The 17,699-nt window shown below is 64.8% G+C and carries 13 protein-coding genes and 1 tRNA gene; 11 read left to right on the top strand and 3 right to left on the bottom strand.

The genetic code is table 11. The features are described from left to right. Positions 1–153 precede the first annotated feature (153 nt). Entirely contained in the window at positions 154–1,047 is an 894-nt protein-coding gene (locus EJ067_RS24660) for an AraC family transcriptional regulator (RefSeq protein ID WP_126087802.1), read from the top strand. 73 nt (positions 1,048–1,120) lie between these two features. Here EJ067_RS24660 and EJ067_RS24655 read toward each other — a convergent pair. The 3 genes from EJ067_RS24655 to EJ067_RS24645 all read right to left on the bottom strand — a co-directional run bounded on the left by EJ067_RS24655 (position 1,121) and on the right by EJ067_RS24645 (position 5,062). Then, positions 1,121–1,194 (bottom strand) — tRNA-Gln (locus EJ067_RS24655). 101 nt (positions 1,195–1,295) lie between these two features. Continuing rightward, on the bottom strand, positions 1,296–3,143 hold the full coding sequence (locus tag EJ067_RS24650) for a DUF882 domain-containing protein (protein WP_126087801.1): 1,848 nt from the start codon (positions 3,141–3,143) through the stop codon (positions 1,296–1,298). Positions 3,144–3,520: 377 nt separating this feature from the next. Then, positions 3,521–5,062: a sigma-54 dependent transcriptional regulator gene (locus tag EJ067_RS24645; protein ID WP_126087800.1), complete on the bottom strand. Its 1,542-nt coding sequence runs from the start codon at positions 5,060–5,062 to the stop codon at positions 3,521–3,523. 144 nt (positions 5,063–5,206) lie between these two features. Between EJ067_RS24645 and EJ067_RS24640 the strand changes: the two genes are divergently transcribed. The 10 genes from EJ067_RS24640 to EJ067_RS24595 all read left to right on the top strand — a co-directional run bounded on the left by EJ067_RS24640 (position 5,207) and on the right by EJ067_RS24595 (position 17,675). Continuing rightward, complete coding sequence (locus tag EJ067_RS24640; protein WP_189510086.1) at positions 5,207–7,045, top strand: M3 family oligoendopeptidase; 1,839 nt, start codon at positions 5,207–5,209, stop codon at positions 7,043–7,045. 360 nt (positions 7,046–7,405) lie between these two features. Continuing rightward, positions 7,406–8,083 carry a proton-conducting membrane transporter gene (locus EJ067_RS34720; RefSeq protein WP_189510085.1) on the top strand — a complete coding sequence of 226 codons (678 nt, stop codon included), beginning with the start codon at positions 7,406–7,408 and terminating at the stop codon, positions 8,081–8,083. A 158-nt stretch (positions 8,084–8,241) separates the two neighbouring features. Further along, positions 8,242–9,387: an aminodeoxychorismate synthase component I gene (locus EJ067_RS24630; RefSeq protein ID WP_126087798.1), complete on the top strand. Its 1,146-nt coding sequence runs from the start codon at positions 8,242–8,244 to the stop codon at positions 9,385–9,387. Beyond that, positions 9,336–9,998, top strand: a complete 663-nt coding sequence (locus EJ067_RS24625; RefSeq protein WP_126087797.1) for an aminotransferase class IV family protein — start codon at positions 9,336–9,338, stop codon at positions 9,996–9,998. Before EJ067_RS24630 ends, EJ067_RS24625 begins: the two co-directional genes overlap by 52 nt. Before the next feature lie 41 nt (positions 9,999–10,039). Next, complete coding sequence (locus EJ067_RS24620) at positions 10,040–10,975, top strand: DUF3445 domain-containing protein (RefSeq protein WP_126087796.1); 936 nt, start codon at positions 10,040–10,042, stop codon at positions 10,973–10,975. Positions 10,976–11,106: 131 nt separating this feature from the next. After that, complete coding sequence (locus tag EJ067_RS24615) at positions 11,107–12,552, top strand: homospermidine synthase (RefSeq protein WP_126087795.1); 1,446 nt, start codon at positions 11,107–11,109, stop codon at positions 12,550–12,552. Positions 12,553–12,738: 186 nt separating this feature from the next. After that, the gene (locus EJ067_RS24610) at positions 12,739–13,110 is read left to right on the top strand and encodes a hypothetical protein (protein ID WP_126087794.1); all 372 of its coding nucleotides are present in this window, start codon (positions 12,739–12,741) and stop codon (positions 13,108–13,110) included. A gap of 191 nt (positions 13,111–13,301) precedes the next feature. Next, positions 13,302–15,380: a bifunctional UDP-sugar hydrolase/5'-nucleotidase gene (locus EJ067_RS24605; RefSeq protein WP_126087793.1), complete on the top strand. Its 2,079-nt coding sequence runs from the start codon at positions 13,302–13,304 to the stop codon at positions 15,378–15,380. Between the two features lie 143 nt (positions 15,381–15,523). Further along, positions 15,524–16,588 carry a ferrochelatase gene (hemH, locus tag EJ067_RS24600; protein ID WP_126087792.1) on the top strand — a complete coding sequence of 355 codons (1,065 nt, stop codon included), beginning with the start codon at positions 15,524–15,526 and terminating at the stop codon, positions 16,586–16,588. 136 nt (positions 16,589–16,724) lie between these two features. After that, on the top strand, positions 16,725–17,675 hold the full coding sequence (locus tag EJ067_RS24595; protein ID WP_126087791.1) for an SPFH domain-containing protein: 951 nt from the start codon (positions 16,725–16,727) through the stop codon (positions 17,673–17,675). Positions 17,676–17,699 lie beyond the last annotated feature (24 nt).

Genomic DNA, 17,699 nt, shown 5'->3' with positions numbered 1-17,699 from the left:
CCTTTGCAGACCCTAGAGATGACGTGGAACGGCAGGTTTCGCGCGCCGGAAACTCGCGTCCTCTTGCCTAATCCTCTCAGTAAAGTGCGCGCTTGCGCGTCACCTGTGCGCGCTTGCGTTGCGCGGCTCGCGCCGATCGGCAATGCTGCAACGATGAATGAAGCACTGCGGGAATTGATTGCGATCGCCGGCCGCCATGCGCGCGGGCGGCGGACGAGGACGGATGTGCCTCGCATCACCATCGGCCGCAGCGAGGTTCCGACGCCGCCGCTGCCCGAGCTGTGCCAGCCGACGGCCTTGTTCGTGCTGCAGGGCACGAAATCGGTGCTGATCGGCGACCGCACGCTTCGCTACAGTGCCGGCAGCTGTTTCGTCTATGCGGTCGAGACACCTGCCACCAGCCAGCTGATCGAGGCAAGTGCGGCCCATCCCTACATGGCCATCGCCTTCAGCCTCGATATCGAAGTGATTGCCACTTTGCTCATCGACCACCAGCCGGCTGCCGGCGGCGACGGCTTCGCGACCTATCCAGCCGATGACGAGCTGCTCGATGCATGGCGCCGGATGCTGCGGCTGCTCGACAGGCCAGCCGAGATCCCGGTGCTGGCGCCCATGCTCGAGCGGGAGATAGCGTTCCGGCTCCTGCAGGGTCCGCAAGGCGAAAAGCTGCGCCAGCTCGCGCGCGCCGACGGACGCCTGTCACAGATCCGCCGCGCCACCCAATGGATACGCGCGCATTACAACGAGCCGATCGATGTGACGGAGCTGGCCGCGCTCGCCCATATGAGCAACGCTGCGTTTCACCGCCATTTCAAGGCGGCGACAGCCATGAGCCCGATCCAGTACCAGAAGCAGGTCCGGCTGCTGGAGGCCCGCCACCTGCTGATCGCGCAGCCTGGCAATGCCGCGCGTGTCGCCTTTGCCGTCGGCTACGAAAGCGCTTCCCAGTTCAGCCGGGAATATGCGCGCCAGTTCGGCTTGCCCCCCGCGCGCGACGCCGCGCGGCTGTTGGCGAGGGGCGAAGCGGCTGCGCTGGAAGTCGACTGAACCGCCTCGAGCGAATGAGGAACCCAGCCAGCTTATGCCGACCGGGTACGGGTTGGAACCCACGGCCGCCGACTGGTTCCCGCTCATGGATTCGAACCACGATTCACGCCTTCAAAGGGCGCTGTCCTACCATTAGACGAAGCGGGAAGAGAGGAAGCACGTAACCTGGGCCGTCAATACGCCCTCGTGGACAAAAGCAAAAGCCGCGCTGGTTTCCAACGCGGCTTTTTGCGGTACTGGCGGGCTCGCTATTTCGTCTGGAAGCGGGCGACCGAAAGGAACTTCACCGCGTTGCCGGTAAACCGGCTGGCGTCCGGCACCTGGGGATCGGTCTGGAATCCGGCCGTGTAGACCTCGCTCGGCGGCGTATGCACGATGTTGTACGCATAGCGCGGCGCCGTCGTCGGGTCGGAAACGGCGGCGATGTTCTCGCCGCTGCCGAGCGCCCAGCGCGCTGCCTGTGGCGGCGTCGCCACCACCATCGCCTTCGGTCCAGGCCGCAGGTCGCTGGCGGAAGCCCTGGCCTCCTTGCGCGTCGTCTTCACGCCGGCGCCGATCGCCTGCGCCGGGTCGGTACCGGCCGGACGGGCGGCGATGGCTTCACGCGGCGAGGCGGCATCGAGGCCCGACGGATCGTTGAACGCCGAGCGCGGCTCCGGCGCCGTCAGCGAAGCGACCTCGTATTCGGCCCCGGTCGCGCCGGCCGCGCTGGTCGCGCTGGCCTGTTCGAGCACGGCCTTGATCTCATCCAGCTTGCCGGCGTCGGGACGCGCGGTCGGCAGCACCGAGAAGGCGTCGGTCGCGCTCTTGTCCTGCGAGGCGGTCTCCGCCAGCGCCAGCAGCACGCTCTTGTCCTTGGACGCGAGTTCGGCCGGCGTCGAGCGGTCGGGACGCCACGTCGGCAGCGGGATGTTGTTGACCGCCACCTGCGCGGGATCGGCCGCGGCCTGCGCCGCGCCGGCGGCATCGGCCATGCCGAACGGCACGTCGGCCGGGGCATGCGCCGTCGCCACCGCCTGCTCGGCCGTGGCCGAGGCGTCCGCCACGGCGAACGGCACGTTTTCAGGTGTCTGCTGGCCGACATCGGCCTTCGGCCTCGGCGCGAAGGCGGGCAGCGGAACCTCCTTCGGCGGCAGCGCGGCGATGATGGTCTCAGGCGTGTCCTGCTGCGGCTGCGAATCGTCGGTGCTGTCCTCCGCGATCTGCGGGATGTTGGCGCGCTTGGCGTCCTGCGGCGAGACGATCGCGATGCCCGGCAGATTGCTGCTCTTGGGCGCCGCCACCTGCTTCACAGCTTTCGGCTGGGGCGCGGGTTGGGCGCTCGCGACATCGGCGCTGTCGTCGGCCTCGTCGTCGCCGCCGCCGAACCAGGCGGCAAGCAGCCCGCCGGACCGCTTGGTCGAGCCGCCGGCGCTGGCCAGCTCGATATTCGGAGTGCCGGCGCCCTTGCGCGTCTTGTAGGCGGCCAGTGCCTGCTCATAGCCCGGCAGCGGCCGGCCGTCGCTCGGCACGTGCAGCGTCTTGCCGTTCGGGAAAAGGCTGACCAGCTCCTGGCGGCTGATGCCGGGCCAGTGACGCACATTGCCGACATCCATGTGGACGAACGGAGAACCGGAAGTCGGATAGTAGCCGACGCCGCCGCCCTGCATCTTGAGGCCGATGTTGCGCAGCTTCTTCAGCGGCACGCCGGGAATGTAGAAGTCCATCGCCTTGCCGAGCATGTGCTGGCTTTTCTCGGCGACACCGCGGCTGCGGCTGCGCAGCATCGCATTGGTCGACGGCGAGCGATAACCGCAGACGACCTGGATATAGTCGGTCGCGCCGCTTTGCCGATAGGCTTCCCACACCAGGTCGAGCAGACGCGGATCCATCTTGGTCGGCTCGTTGCGGCGCCAGTCGCGCAGGATGATGTTGATCTTGCGCAGGCCTTCGGGATCGTAGCGGCCATTGCGCTTGTAGACGATCTCGGCCTTTTCGTGCGTGTGCAGGTGATAGAGCTTCAGCGAACGGACCTCGGCCTTCGCGCCGGAGACGGCTGCCGAGAGGAACCCGACGGCCAAAATCACAAACGTCAGCCACCTCGGCCAGACGCTCATGTGAAAATGCCGCCCGTTTGTGTGTCGTTCGACTTGGTTCAAATCAAAAGGCCTTGCAGGCTGCCGTTTGTCCCCGGATTTGCCCAAACGGATGCGTGGTTCTCACATCCGAATATCGATCCTAATGGTTAATCATCGCTTATTGAAGCCGAAATGCGGTAACACCGTGGCGATATCCCGTCAAAAATGATGCACCGCGCTTCGTGGTAAATCACTGGTTTAGATCGAGAATTCGGCTAAACCGAAACACGATCTGTTACCATTTGCCTTAATGCGTGATCGCCGGCAGGCAAGCCGCTGAAAAACAGCGCCTTCCCGACCGATAAGCGACGATTTGACTCAAGTTTTAAACGGGCAAGCTGAGCTGGGGGCTTGCGTCAGGAGGCAAGCCGGTCGAGACGACCCGCCTCGGGGTCAATGCCATATTCCTTCAACTTGCGGTAGAGCGTCGAGCGTCCGATGCCAAGGCGGCGCGCCACCTCGCTCATCTGGCCGTTATAGTGGTCGATCGCAAGCTTGATCATTTCGAGCTCGACATCCGCCAGCGCCCGCACATTGCCGCGCTCGTCCAGGGCTCTCAGCGTGCCGAAGCGGGGCTGGAGCCGCGCCGGCGCCTCGGCCTCGTGCAAGGCTGCCGCGGCTCCGCCGGATGCCGCCTGTTCGCCCGCCTGCGGCTCATCCGTGTCTGCCGCAACGGCCGACACGGGCTCGCCATCCAGCTTCACGGTGCCCTCGACCTGCGCGCGGATTTGCGGGAATTCCTCCTCGGTCAGCAATTCGCCTTCGGCAAGCACGGACGCCCTGAACACCGCATTTTCGAGCTGGCGGATGTTGCCCGGCCAGTCATAGGCCTGCAGCATCGCCAGCGCCTTGGCCGATATGCCGGCGAGACGGTGGCGCGGATCGGCCGGCGCCACCTTCTCCATGAAATGCCTGACAAGGAAGGGGATATCCTCGCGCCGGTCGCGCAGCGGCGGCACGAAGATCGGATAGACGTTCAGCCGGTAGAACAGGTCCTCGCGGAACTTGCCGTCCTTGACCTGCTGCAGAAGGTTGCGGTGCGTCGCCGAGATCAGCCGGATGTCGACCTTGACGGTCGAACGGCCGCCGACAGGGTCGACCTCGCCCTCCTGCACGGCGCGCAGCAGCTTGACCTGGACATCGAGCGGCAGGTCACCGATCTCGTCCAGGAACAGCGTGCCCGAATGCGCCTCGACGAATTTGCCGGTGTGCTTGTCTGTGGCGCCGGTGAAAGAGCCCTTCTCATGGCCGAACAGGATCGATTCGACGAGATTGTCGGGGATGGCGCCGCAATTGACGGTGACGAAGGGTTTCGAGCGGCGGTCGCCGCTGCCCTGGATGGCGCGCGCCACCAATTCCTTGCCGACGCCCGACTCGCCTTCGATCAGGATCGGGATGTTGGAGGCCGCGGCCTTCTGCCCGAGGCGGATCACCCGGTCCATCGCCGGGCTGCGGGTGATCAGGTCCTTGAAGGTGAGATGACCGCCGCGCCGCCGCGACGTGCGCTTCATCTCGTCCTCGACCGCCTCGACCTTCAAGGCGTTGGAAATCGAGGTCTGCAGCCGGTCGGGCGAGGCCGGCTTGACGACGAAATCGAAAGCGCCGTGGCGCATGGCCGAGACGACGGTCTCGATGCCGCCCTGCGCGGTCTGCACGATGACCGGCAGGTTGATGGCGCGCTCGCGCATCGCTTTCAGGACGCCGATGCCGTCGAGCCCCGGCATGACGAGGTCGAGGATGACGACCGACACGTCGCGCGCGTTCGGCCCGTCGAGCACGTCGAGGCCCGCCGCGCCGCCGTCGGTAACGATGGCGCTGTGGCCGAATTTCGTCACCGCCGCCTCGAGCAGCCTGCGCTGCACGGGATCGTCATCGACTATGAGTATGGAACCTGTCATGACTGTTTGAATTATCCGCCCGATAAATCCCCATGGATCATCTTGGCACAGGGTTCTAAATAAGGTTTCAAAAAACCCGGTGAACGAATTCCTTAGGATTTGACCGGCTTCTCCTTTCCCGTTGATTCAAAGAAGGTATTGTTGATGCGCATGATGTTTGGTCGGCGGCTTGCGGCGCCAGCGTCCGGCCAGGGCGCGGCGGAGCTTGGCGATCTGCCTGAGTGGAATCTCGCAGATCTCTACTCCGGCATGGAAGCGCCGGAGCTGAAGCGCGACATTGCGCTGGCGGCAAGCGACGCCATTGCCTTCGAGGCCCGCTGGAAGGGCACTTTGACCGCTGAGGCGGAGCGCGGCGCCGCCGGCCGGCTCGGCGAGGCGCTGAAGGCCTACGAGGCGCTGGAGGAACTGATCGGCCGCATCGTCTCCTATGCCGGGCTTGTCTATGCCGGCAACACCGCCGATCCGCAGCGCGCCAAGCTCTACGGCGACGTCCAGGAGAAGATGACCGATGCCAGCGCGCATCTTTTGTTCTTCGCTCTGGAGCTCAACCTGATCGACGATGCGGTGATCGAAGGCGCGCTTGCGGCCGACGCCGCCTTCGCCCACTACCGACCGTGGGTGCTCGACCTCAGGAAGGACAAGCCCTACCAGCTCGAGGATCGGGTCGAGCAGTTGTTCCACGAAAAGTCGGTCACCGGGCGCGGCGCCTGGAACCGCCTGTTCGACGAGACGATGACCGACCTGCGCTTCGACGTCGACGGCGACGAGCTGACGCTGGAGCCGGCGCTGAACCGGCTGCAGGACTCCGACGGCGACGTGCGACGCCGCGCCTCCGAGGCGCTCGCCGCGACCTTCCGCAAGAACCTCAGGACCTTCACGCTCATCACCAACACGCTGGCCAAGGACAAGGAAATTTCCGACCGCTGGCGCGGCTTCGAGGACATTGCCGATTCACGCCATCTTGCCAACCGCGTCGAGCGCGGCGTGGTCGATGCCTTGGCGGCCGCCGTGCGCGAGGCCTATCCGCGGCTGTCGCACCGCTATTACCAGATGAAGGCGCGCTGGCTCGGCATGGAGGTGATGAACCACTGGGACCGCAACGCCCCGCTGCCCGAGACGCCGCAGGCGGTGATCCGCTGGGACGACGCCAGGGACACGGTGCTGTCGGCCTATCGGCGCTTTTCGCCGGAGATGGCGGAAATCGCGCGGACCTTCTTCGACCGCAAATGGATCGATGCGCCTGTGCGGCCAGGCAAGTCGCCCGGCGCCTTCGCCCACCCGACGGTGCCTTCGGCCCACCCTTACGTGCTGCTCAACTATATGGGCAAGCCGCGCGATGTGATGACGCTGGCGCATGAGCTCGGCCACGGCGTCCACCAGGTGCTGGCCGCCGGCCAGGGCGCGCTGATGGCCTCCACCCCGCTGACTTTGGCCGAGACGGCCTCGGTCTTCGGCGAGATGCTGACCTTCCGCTCGCTGCTCGACCAGACCTCCGACAAGCGCGAGCGCAAGGCGATGCTCGCCCAGAAGGTCGAGGACATGATCAACACCGTCGTGCGCCAGATCGCCTTCTACGAGTTCGAGCGCAAGGTGCATGCCGAGCGCAAGAACGGCGAGCTGACCTCCGACCGGCTCGGCCAGTTCTGGCTGGAGGTGCAGGCCGAGAGCCTGGGGCCGGCGATCAAGCTGCGCGACGGCTACGAGGTCTTCTGGACCTACATTCCGCATTTCATCCATTCGCCCTTCTACGTCTACGCCTATGCCTTCGGCGATTGCCTGGTGAACTCGCTCTATGCCGTCTACCAGAATGCCGAGCGCGGCTTTCAGGACAAGTATTTCGAAATGCTGCGCGCCGGCGGCACCAAGCATCACTCCGAGCTTCTGGCGCCCTTCGGCCTCGACGCCACCGATCCCGCCTTCTGGCAGATCGGCCTTGGCGTGATCGGCGCCCTGATCGATGAGCTGGAAGCGCTCGACAAATGACGGCGTTTCGCCTGGCGACATAGACCAGAATAATTTAGCCGGAACGCATATTTGAGACAGCTCTATTCTTGTCCTAAATAGCTGTTCTCCAACAACTCTCCGCGGCATTTTTCAATTAGCTTTCCGCAGGCCATATGATAGCGTCCGGCCTCAAGCTCAGCCGGACGCATCGCCAAGGCCAGAGACGGCCTTCGCGGCGCTTCGGCGGATGCGATGGCGGCCGTCGGCCATAGCCGGAGGAGAGCCAAGCGCCGGCAGCTCGATTGAAGCGGCTGTTCCGCCGATCGCGGAACAAATGACGATCCTTGCGGCAAGCTCGCCACCAGTGGCCTCGGCCGCCCGATCGGACTGGAGAGGGAAATGAGCACTTTCTTCTACATGCTGTTGGCGTTCGTCGTGGGTGTCTTGGCTGGCTGGTTCCTCTGGGGCCGCCTGCGCGGCGAGCTCGACAGCCTGCGCGGCGACCTCGATCGCACGCGCAGCGAACGGGACAAAGCGCGCAGCGACCTCGATGCCTGCGGCCGCGCCCGAGCCGACCTCGAGGCCCGGCTGCGTGATGCGCCGACGGCTAAGACCGGCACCGACAAAGCCTCAGCGCCTGCGCCGGCGCCGCTGATGTCGACGGCGGCAAAGGCAAAGTCCGCGCCTTCCAAGGCGGCGGCAAAGCCCGCCGCCGCAAAACCGGCAGCCAGGTCAACCGCCGCGCCCAAGCCGGCCGCAAGGAGGGCAGCCCCCAAGGCGGCGGCAAAGAAGGCGGCGCCCGCATCGGGCAAGGCGACTGCCAAGGCGGACAACCTGCGCCGCCTGATCGGCATCGGCCCGGTCAACGAAAAGCTGCTCAAGGGTCAGGGCGTCACGACCTACGCCCAGATCGCCGCCTGGACCGATGCCGACGTCAAGCGCATCGAGGAGGTGCTCAATTTCGACGGTCGCATCGCGCGCGAGAAATGGATCGAGCAGGCGAAATTGCTGGCCTCGGGCAACGAGGCCGAATTCGCCCGCCAGTTCCCGACGGCTGGAACCTCAAGCAACACCTGATCCCGCATCGATAATGGCCAATGCAGGGCGGCGCCCGTTGCGGACGCCGCCTTTCTCTTGGGCCAGACGCCTTTGCGCCGCCCGACGCCGTTCCCTCGATTGCGCCTGTCCCGGCCCCCATATAGAGCGATCGGCTTAATTGACCGCACCCGAGGCTTATGTCCCTGCCTTCCGCCATCTTCCGCAACGACGAGACCGGCAGGCAGCTCGTCTTCGACAGGCCACGCGAAATCATCGTCGCGCGCAGCGCCGATGAGTTCGCGCCGGCGATCGAAGCAGCTCAAGCCGCATCCGACGCCGGCAGATGGCTGGCCGGCTATTTCTCCTACGAGGCTGGTTATCTGCTCGAGCCGAAGCTGGTGCCGTTGCTGCCTGAAGGCCGCCGCGCGCCGCTGATCTGTCTCGGCGTTTTCGACGCGCCGCTCGAGCAGGCCGTGCCAAAAAATTCAGGTCCCGCCAGCAACGGCCCGATCTTCGACGCCAGGGCGGGATGGTCCGCCGAGGACTATGCCGTCCGCTTCGCACGTCTCCACGACCATATCCGCAAGGGCGACTGCTACCAGGGCAACCTGACCTTTCCGGTCCATGCCCAGTGGTCCGGCGATCCGCTTGCCGCCTTCGATGCGCTGACCGGGCGCCAGCCGGTGAAATACGGCGCGCTGATCGCGCTCGGCGATCCGGTGGTGCTGTCGCGCTCGCCGGAACTCTTCTTCGAGATCGATGCGGACGGCATGATCGAGACGCACCCGATGAAGGGCACGGCGCCGCGTGGCGCGACCAAAGCCGAGGATGCGCGGCTGAAGGCGTTCCTGCGCAACGACGAGAAGAACCAGGCCGAGAACCGCATGATCGTCGACCTCCTGCGCAACGACATCTCGCTGATCAGCGAGGTCGGCACGCTGGAGGTGCCGGAGCTGTTCCGCATCGAGACCTACCCGACGGTGCACCAGATGGTGAGCCGGGTGCGGGCGAAACTCCTGCCGGATATCGGCATCCGCAAGGTCTTTGCAGCGCTCTTCCCTTGCGGCTCGATCACCGGTGCGCCAAAAATCCGCGCCATGGAGATCCTGCACGATCTGGAGGGCGTGCCGCGCGACGTCTATTGCGGCGCCATCGGCTGGATCGCGCCCGGCGGAACCATGAGGTTCTCGGTGGCGATCCGCACCATCTCGCTCTTCGCCGATGGCGAGGCCGTCTACAATGTCGGCGGCGGCGTCGTCTTCGATTCGACAGCCGATGAGGAGTACCGGGAGTGTCTTCTGAAAGCGCGCTTCGCGACGGGAACCGTGCCGACTTCGAGCTGATCGAGACCATGCGCTGGGAACCCGGCGCGGGCTTCCTGCGCTTTGACCGCCACCTTGCGCGGCTTTGCGCTTCGGCGGCGGAGCTCGGCTTTGCCTGCGACCCGCAACGGGTCGGCGACGCGCTGACGGGCGCGGTCGGCGGCCAGCGGATCGCCATGCGCACCCGCCTCGCCCTGCAGCGCAATGGCGAGGCGACAGCATCCGCGCAGCCTTACGAACCGCTGCCCGCCGGCAAGGTGTGGCGGCTGCAGCTGGCGCGCGTCCGGCTCGATTCCGGCGACACGCTTTTGCGCCACAAGACCAGCCGCCGCGACACCTACCAGCGGGCGCGTGCCGAATACCTCGCCACCCGCGCCGACGAGGTGCTGCTCGCCAATGAGCGAGGCGAGCTCTGCGAAGGTACCATCACCAACCTCTTCGCCGACTTCAGCGACGGCGTGCTGGCCACGCCAAGACTTGATTGCGGCCTGCTGCCTGGGATATTGCGCGGCACGCTTCTGGACGAAGGCCGCGCCGTGGAAGCGATCTACACCTTCGACGATCTGAAGTCCGCGAAGGCGATCTTCGTCGGCAATTCGCTGCGCGGGCTGATCCCGGCGCAACTCGGCTGATCGAGGCTGAAGACATCAAACTGGACAGCACCCAGGCAGGCATGACCATTCGCCAACCGACCCATACGCCCTATGACGGGTCCTCCAAACTCTTCACCATCGGGCTGAAACCGCTCGAGTTCGATCGCTGGATCGAGGCCGACGAATTCCTTTTGCCGCATCTCGCCGAGAAGCGGCGGCTCTACGCGGAGATTCCCGAAAAGGTCTTCGTCGAGGAAGACGGCACCCGCGACGCGCAGCGCGAAGCGATGGAACTGCTCGTCGCGCATCTGGCGGCAAAGCATTCCGGCACCCATCACCGCAACGGCCCGGATATCGAGGTGACCGGCTTCGAAGGGGCGGTCGACACATTGGCCCCTGCCCTCACCGAGGCGCCGCTCGTAAAGGCCTCGCTGCTCGTCCAGGAGGACCTGATCCTGATGCGCCGCGGCGATGACGGCTGGCGGCTCGCCGCTGGATCGCTGTGTTTTCCTTCGTCCTGGTCGCTCCGGGAAAAATTCGGCAAGCCGCTGCAACAGATCCACGCGCCGGTGCCGGGCTTCGGCCCCGGCACGCGACCGGCGGACCTCATCAACCGCATGTTCGACGGCCTGCAGGGCCAGGCGGTCGAACGCTTCAACTGGTCGATCCAGGCGGACGACGCGCTCTATCATCCGCTTTCCAACAGGGAGCGCATCGACCGCGCCACCAACCGCCCGACGCGCTTTCCGGATGGCGATATCAACGCCCACGCCTTCATGAGGGTCGAGCGCCAGACATTGCGCAAGCTGCCGGTCTCGCGCGACATCCTCTTCACCATCCGCATCCATCTCGATCCGCTGGCCGTGCTCGTCCGGCACCCTGAGAGGGCGACGCTTGCAGGCTCTTTCGCCGAACAGCTCAACGCGCTCGACCAGGCGCAGCTCGACTACAAGGGTCTGACTGCCGATCGCGACCGGCTGGTCGCCTTCCTCCACGGCATGGCCAGGGCGGCTTAACCAAGCCGCCAAGCCGGCTCAGCCGGTGGTTGCCTCTTTTCGCTGGTTTATGACAATGATCTGTGGTGTAGCGCTTGGCTGCCCGGCGGAAACGCCGGGCTTTCCCTGTGTTTTTAGGAGTGTCCGAAAAAATGGCGAATGAAAACTGGCCCGTTTACGGTGAAATCACCGGCCCTGTCGTGATGATCGGCTTCGGCTCGATCGGACGGGGGACGCTGCCGCTGATCGAACGCCATTTCAAGTTCGACAAGTCGCGCATGGCGGTCATCGATCCGCGCGACACCGACCGCAAGCTGCTCGACGAGCGCGGCATCACCTTCGTCCAGGACGCGGTGACCAAGAAGAACTACAAGAAGCTGCTGACCCCGCTTCTGACCAATGGCACCGGCCAGGGCATGTGCGTCAACCTGTCGGTCGACACCTCCTCGCTCGAATTGATGAGCCTCTGCCGCAAGCTCGGCGTGCTCTATATCGACACCGTGGTCGAGCCGTGGCTCGGCTTCTACTTCGATGAAACGGCCGACAATGCCTCGCGCACCAACTATGCGCTGCGCGAGAGCGTGCGCCTCGAGAAGGAGAAGGCCCCCGGCGGCACCACGGCGATCTCCTGCTGCGGCGCCAATCCCGGCATGGTCTCGTGGTTCGTCAAGCAGGCGCTGGTCAACCTCGCCACCGATCTCGGGCTTGAGTTTGTCGTGCCGGCCGAGCACGACCGCGAGGGCTGGGCGAAGCTGATGAAGAAGGCCGGCGTCAAGGGCATCCACATCGCCGAACGCGATACCCAGCGCACCAAGAAGCCGAAGCCGATGGACGTGTTCTGGAACACCTGGTCGGTCGAGGGCTTCATCTCGGAAGGCCTGCAGCCGGCCGAGCTCGGCTGGGGCACGCATGAGAACTGGATGCCGAAGAACGGCAGGAAGCACAAGCAGGGCTCGCAGGCGGCGATCTACCTGGAACAGCCCGGCGCCAACACGCGCGTGCGCTCCTGGTGCCCGACGCCCGGCCCGCAATACGGCTTCCTGGTCACTCACAACGAGGCGATCTCGATCGCCGATTTCTTCACCGTGCGCGGCAAGAAGGGCAAGGTGAACTACCGCCCGACCTGCCACTATGCATACCATCCCAGCAACGACGCCGTGCTGTCGCTGCACGAGATGTTCGGCGCCGCCGGCAAGGCGCAGCCCGTGCATCACGTGCTCGACGAGAACGAGCTGGTCGACGGCGTCGACGAGCTCGGCGTGCTGCTCTACGGCCATGATAGGAACGCCTACTGGTACGGTTCGCAGCTGTCGCTGGCCGAGGCGCGCAAGCTGGCGCCCTACCAGAACGCCACCGGCCTGCAGGTCACTTCGGCAGTGCTGGCCGGCATGGTCTGGGCGCTGGAAAATCCGATGGCCGGCATCGTCGAGGCCGACGAGATGGATTTCAGGCGCTGCCTGGAAGTGCAGCTTCCCTATCTTGGGCCGGTCAGGGGCTACTACACCGACTGGACGCCGCTGGACAATCGCCCTGGCCTTTTCCCCGAGGATATGGACAGGGAGGACCCGTGGCAGTTCCGCAACATCCTGGTGCGATAGCGGCTCTGCCGGTATCTCTCTCCACCTTGCAATCGCCCGGAAATCGGGCGATTGAAGACGGGCGGCCTGGAGCGACGTGCGTCCGGTCGGACGCATAAGGTACGCTCTAGCACTTCGAATGGACGCATCGTGCTTCCGAAAATCGGACCGATTTTCGGGCCGACGCGAGAGGAGAGGATTTTTCAGATGACCATTGCGCGCAAATTGCTTTCGGCAGGCGCCGCGGCAAGCCTTCTGGCCGCTGCCGCCTGCACCACCACCGGTCCTTCCGAGCCGATCGCAGCGGCTCCCAAGGGCGTCGAGGGCAACTGGATCGACGCCAAGGGCACCGGCCTGTCGACCTTCGCGGCCGGCAGCTTCACCACTGTCGCGACCGATACCGGCCAGAAGCTGTCCGAAGGCAGCTACACCCTGACCGGCCCGACCTCGGTCGAGATTCACGGCACCTCGCTGATCCGGCAGACGCCGGTCAGCTTCAACTGCCTGATGGTCTCGACCAGCCAGCTCAACTGCACCAGCGCCAGCGGCCAGAATTTCGTGCTGACCCGCCGGGCCTGAGCACAAGCGGATACACCATCTAGCTGAGGACGGCGGCGCGAGCCGCCGTCCTTTTTTGCGCCGGCAAACCTCCTCCCGATTTCCGCTTGCATCGACCAAAACGCGATGTGAACATGATCCGAAGCTGACTGTTATTTTCCAGTCAAGCGAGGGCATTAAGCACTTCAGGCCAGCTTATCCGGGAGACGAAGATGAAGAAGACTGCCGCCGTTCTAGCCCTGTCCACCTCGATGATTGGCCTGTCGGCCGGAGCCTCCTTTGCCGACTACACGCTGAACATCCTGCATTTCAACGACTGGCACAGCCGCATCGAAGGCAACAACAAGTACGAGTCGACCTGTTCAGCCGAGGAAGAGACCAAGGGCGAATGCATCGGCGGCGCCGGCCGGCTGGTCACCGCGATCGCGCAGGAGCGCAAGAAGCTCGAAGGCCAGAACGTGCTGCTGCTCAACGCCGGCGACAGCTTCCAGGGATCGCTGTTCTACATCACCTACAAGGGCGCGGCTGAGGAGGAATTCCTCAATCAGATCAAGCCGGATGCGGTGACGCTCGGCAATCATGAATTCGACGACGGCGAGACAGCACTTGTGCCTTACCTCGACAAGGCGCAATTCCCCGTCGTCAGCGCCAATGTCCTGCCCAACGACAAGTCCGGGGCAAAGGGCAAGATCAAGCCGTCGATCGTCGTCGAGGTCGGCGGCCAGAAGATCGGCATCGTCGGCGCCGTTACCAACGACACGCCGGAACTCGCCTCGCCCGGCCCCAACATCGCCATCGCGGACGACGTCAAGTCGATCACCGCCGAGGTCGAGAAGCTGAAGGGACAAGGCATCAACAAGATCATCGCGGTAACCCATATCGGCTACAACCGCGAGCGCGATGTCATCGCGAAAATCCCCGGCGTCGACGTGGTGGTGGGCGGCCACAGCCACACGCTTTTGTCGAACACCGACCCGAAGGCGGCAGGCCCCTATCCGACGATGGTCGACAATCCGGACGGCTACAAGGTTCCCGTCGTGCAGGCGGCGTCCTATTCGAAATATCTCGGCGAGTTCAAGGTGGTGTTCGACGACAACGGCGTCGTCAAGCAAGCGAGCGGCGACCCGATCTTTCTCGACAAGTCGATCACCCCCGATCCGGCCGTGCTCGCCCGCATCAAGGAGCTTGGCGCGCCGATCGAGGCGCTCAAGAACAAGGAGGTCGCCGAGACCACCAAGGCAATCGACGGCAGCCGCGAGAATTGCCGCGCCCGCGAATGCGAGATGGGCAATCTCGTCTCCGACGCGATCCTCGACCGCGTCAAGGGCCAGGGCGTCGAGATCGTCATCTCGAACGGCGGCGGCCTGCGCGCCTCCATCGACCAGGGCACCGTGACCATGGGCGAGGTGCTGACGGTGCTGCCGTTCCAGAACACGCTGGCGACGTTCAAGATCTCCGGCAAGGATCTGGTCGCCGGTCTCGAAAACGGCCTCAGCCAGATCGAGGACGGTGCCGGCCGCTTCCCGCAGGTGGCCGGCCTGAAATACGCCTTCGACAAGTCGGTCGCGCCCAATGCCGGCCGCGTCAAATCGGTCGAGGTGATGGAGAAAGGCGCCTGGGCTCCGATCAACCCGGACAAGCAATATGTCGTCGCCACCAACAACTACGTCCGCCAGGGTGGCGACGGCTACAAGGTCTTCGCCGAAAAGGCGACCGACGCCTATGACTTCGGCCCGGGCCTTGAGCAGGTGGTTGCCGACTATCTCGGCGCGCACCGGCCCTATACGCCGAAGCTCGACGGGCGCATCACCGAGGTTGGCACGACGGTGGCGGCGGCGGAACCGGCAAAGCCCGCCGAGACCGCCCCTGCAGCAACCGCGCCGGCGGCCGAGCCCGCCAAACCGGCCGAATCGGCGCCCGCGGCCGCCGAGCCAGCAATGCCGGCTTTGCCGTCCAATTCCGGCGATATCGCCGGCACGCCGCCGACCGTTCCGGCCGAGACGGCACCGGCAACGTCGGAGGCGAAACCTGCCGAGGCCGCCCCCGCGACCAGTGCCCCCGCGGCTGAACCGGCCAAGCCGGCCGAGACAGCGCCCGCCGAGGCCAAGCCGGCCGGCACCAGCCCGGAGACCAGTCATGTGATCGCCGCCGGCGACACTTACTGGGACCTGGCCAAGAAGAACTATGGCGACGGCACCAAATGGAAGCTGATCTCCGAGGCCAACAAGGACTACAAGCCGCGCCGCCTGCCGCTCGGCGGGACGCTGACCATTCCTCCGGCCGCGAAGTAGGTTCTGACTGGAATTCTTGTTACCCGTCCGGGAAACCGGGCGGGTGTTCCGTTTTCTGGCCCAAACGCGATAAGGTGCGGCCAGACGCAGCATTGAAAACCGGCAGGGCATCGCTAGTTTCGCGGCGCTACCGGAGACTGTTTATGACGCCTGCCAACCCTGCCGATGCCAAGACCGCAAAGGCCGTCGGTCCGCTGTCCGCCGATGCCGCGCCGGTGAAGGCGGGCAAGATCGGCATCATGCTGATCAATCTCGGCACGCCCGACGGCACCGGCTTCAAGCCGATGTGGCGTTATCTGAGGGAATTCCTCTCCGATCCGCGCGTCATCGAGCTCAACAAAGCGATCTGGTACCCGATCCTCTACGGACTGGTTCTCACCACGCGGCCGAAAAAGTCCGGCGCCAACTATGCCAGGATCTGGAACCGGGAGAAGGACGAATCGCCGCTGCGCACTTTCACGCGCTCCCAGGCGGAAAAGCTCACCGGCGCGCTTGGCGATCTGCCGAACGTGGTCGTCGACTGGGCGATGCGCTACGGCAATCCCTCGACGGCGGCCGTCGCCCGCCGGCTGGCCGAGCAAGGTTGCGAGCGCGTCCTCACCTTTCCGCTCTATCCGCAATATTCGGCGACGACGACAGCGACCGCCAACGACCAGTTGTTCCGCGCGCTGATGCAGATCAGGCATGCGCCGGCGATCCGCAGCGTGCCGCCCTATTACGACGAGCCGGTCTATATCGAGGCGCTCGCCCGTTCGATCGAGCAAAATCTGGCGACGCTCGACTTCGAGCCGGAGGTGGTCATCACCTCCTACCACGGCATTCCAAAACCTTACTCCGACAAGGGCGACCCCTACCAGGAGCATTGCCTGGAAACGACACGGCTGCTCAGGGCAAGACTAGGCTGGGACGAGAAGAAGCTCATCACCACCTTCCAGTCGCGCTTCGGCGCGCAGGAATGGCTCCAGCCCTACACCGACGTCACCGTCGAGAAGCTGGCGAAGGACGGCGTCAAGTCGATCGCGGTCGTCAATCCGGGTTTTTCCGTCGACTGCATCGAGACGCTGGACGAGATCGGCCGCGAAGCCGCCGAGACCTTCCACCATGCCGGCGGCAGGAACTTCGCCCACATTCCTTGCCTCAACGACAGCGCCGAGGGCATGGCGGTGATCGAGGCGCTGGCGCGGCGCGAGCTTGCCGGCTGGGTGTGACCGGCTTCACCGACAGGCCATGAAACCGGTGCGCAAAAGCCTCCGCTAACCAATATTCGTGATCACCTGATTGTAACGCTGCGGAAACACACTTAAGTGATTTCGTGAGGTCGCCGCCTTTTGAGGGAGAAACGAAATGGGCTTCAGCGGTTTCGATATTGCCATCGTTGTTCTTGTCTTCCTGGTCATCATCCTTCTTTTCAAAGGCATCAGGACGGTGCCGCAAGGTTACAATTATACGGTGGAGCGTTTCGGGCGATACACCAAGACGCTGACGCCTGGCCTCAACATCATCAACCCGATCTTCGAGCGCATCGGCGCCAAGATGAACATGATGGAGCAGGTGCTCGATGTCCCGAGCCAGGAAATCATCACCCGCGACAACGCCATAGTCGGTGTAGACGGGATCGCCTTCTTCCAGATTCTCAATGCGGCGCAGGCAGCCTACCAGGTTTCCGGCCTGCAGAACGCTATTCTGAACCTGACGATGACCAACATCCGCACCGTCATGGGCTCGATGGACCTCGACGAATTGCTGTCCAACCGCGATGCGATCAACGAACGCCTGCTGCGCGTCGTCGACGAGGCGGCGCATCCGTGGGGCATCAAGATCACGCGCGTCGAGATCAAGGACATCAACCCCCCGGCCAATCTTGTGGAATCGATGGGCCGCCAGATGATGGCCGAGCGCGACAAGCGCGCCCAGATCCTCGCCGCCGAGGGGCTGAAGCAATCGCAGATCCTTGAGGCCGAAGGCCGCAGGGAGGCCGCGTTCCGCGACGCCGAGGCACGCGAGCGCTCGGCCGAAGCCGAGGCCAAGGCGACGCAGGTGGTGTCGGAAGCCATCGCCAAGGGCGACGTGCAGGCGATCAACTACTTCGTCGCCCAGAAATACACCGAGGCGCTGGCCAGGATCGGCTCGTCCAGCAACAACAAGATCGTGCTGATGCCGTTCGAAGCCTCATCGCTGATCGGCTCGCTGGGCGGCATCGGCGAGATCGCCCGCGAAGTCTTCAAGGGCGACGGCCCGTCCGGCACGCAGCGGCCCGGCTCACGCACGCCGGTCGTGCGCCAGACGGACAACTGATCATCTAACTCTGTGGGGGACCGG

Source organism: Mesorhizobium sp. M1D.F.Ca.ET.043.01.1.1, assembly GCF_003952385.1.
Classification (GTDB): domain Bacteria; phylum Pseudomonadota; class Alphaproteobacteria; order Rhizobiales; family Rhizobiaceae; genus Mesorhizobium.
The sequence above is the reverse complement of the archived record's forward strand: the minus strand, read 5'-3'. Positions and strand labels throughout refer to the sequence as shown.

Coding starts and splice junctions, on each gene's coding strand:
- EJ067_RS24595 (WP_126087791.1), top strand. CDS start 16,725: ATGGGCTTCAGCGGTTTCGATATTGCCATCGTTGTTCTTGTCTTCCTG.
- EJ067_RS24645 (WP_126087800.1), bottom strand. CDS start 5,062: ATGACAGGTTCCATACTCATAGTCGATGACGATCCCGTGCAGCGCAGG.
- EJ067_RS24620 (WP_126087796.1), top strand. CDS start 10,040: ATGACCATTCGCCAACCGACCCATACGCCCTATGACGGGTCCTCCAAA.
- hemH (WP_126087792.1), top strand. CDS start 15,524: ATGACGCCTGCCAACCCTGCCGATGCCAAGACCGCAAAGGCCGTCGGT.
- EJ067_RS34720 (WP_189510085.1), top strand. CDS start 7,406: ATGAGCACTTTCTTCTACATGCTGTTGGCGTTCGTCGTGGGTGTCTTG.
- EJ067_RS24660 (WP_126087802.1), top strand. CDS start 154: ATGAATGAAGCACTGCGGGAATTGATTGCGATCGCCGGCCGCCATGCG.
- EJ067_RS24650 (WP_126087801.1), bottom strand. CDS start 3,143: ATGAGCGTCTGGCCGAGGTGGCTGACGTTTGTGATTTTGGCCGTCGGG.
- EJ067_RS24615 (WP_126087795.1), top strand. CDS start 11,107: ATGGCGAATGAAAACTGGCCCGTTTACGGTGAAATCACCGGCCCTGTC.
- EJ067_RS24610 (WP_126087794.1), top strand. CDS start 12,739: ATGACCATTGCGCGCAAATTGCTTTCGGCAGGCGCCGCGGCAAGCCTT.
- EJ067_RS24630 (WP_126087798.1), top strand. CDS start 8,242: ATGTCCCTGCCTTCCGCCATCTTCCGCAACGACGAGACCGGCAGGCAG.
- EJ067_RS24640 (WP_189510086.1), top strand. CDS start 5,207: ATGCGCATGATGTTTGGTCGGCGGCTTGCGGCGCCAGCGTCCGGCCAG.
- EJ067_RS24605 (WP_126087793.1), top strand. CDS start 13,302: ATGAAGAAGACTGCCGCCGTTCTAGCCCTGTCCACCTCGATGATTGGC.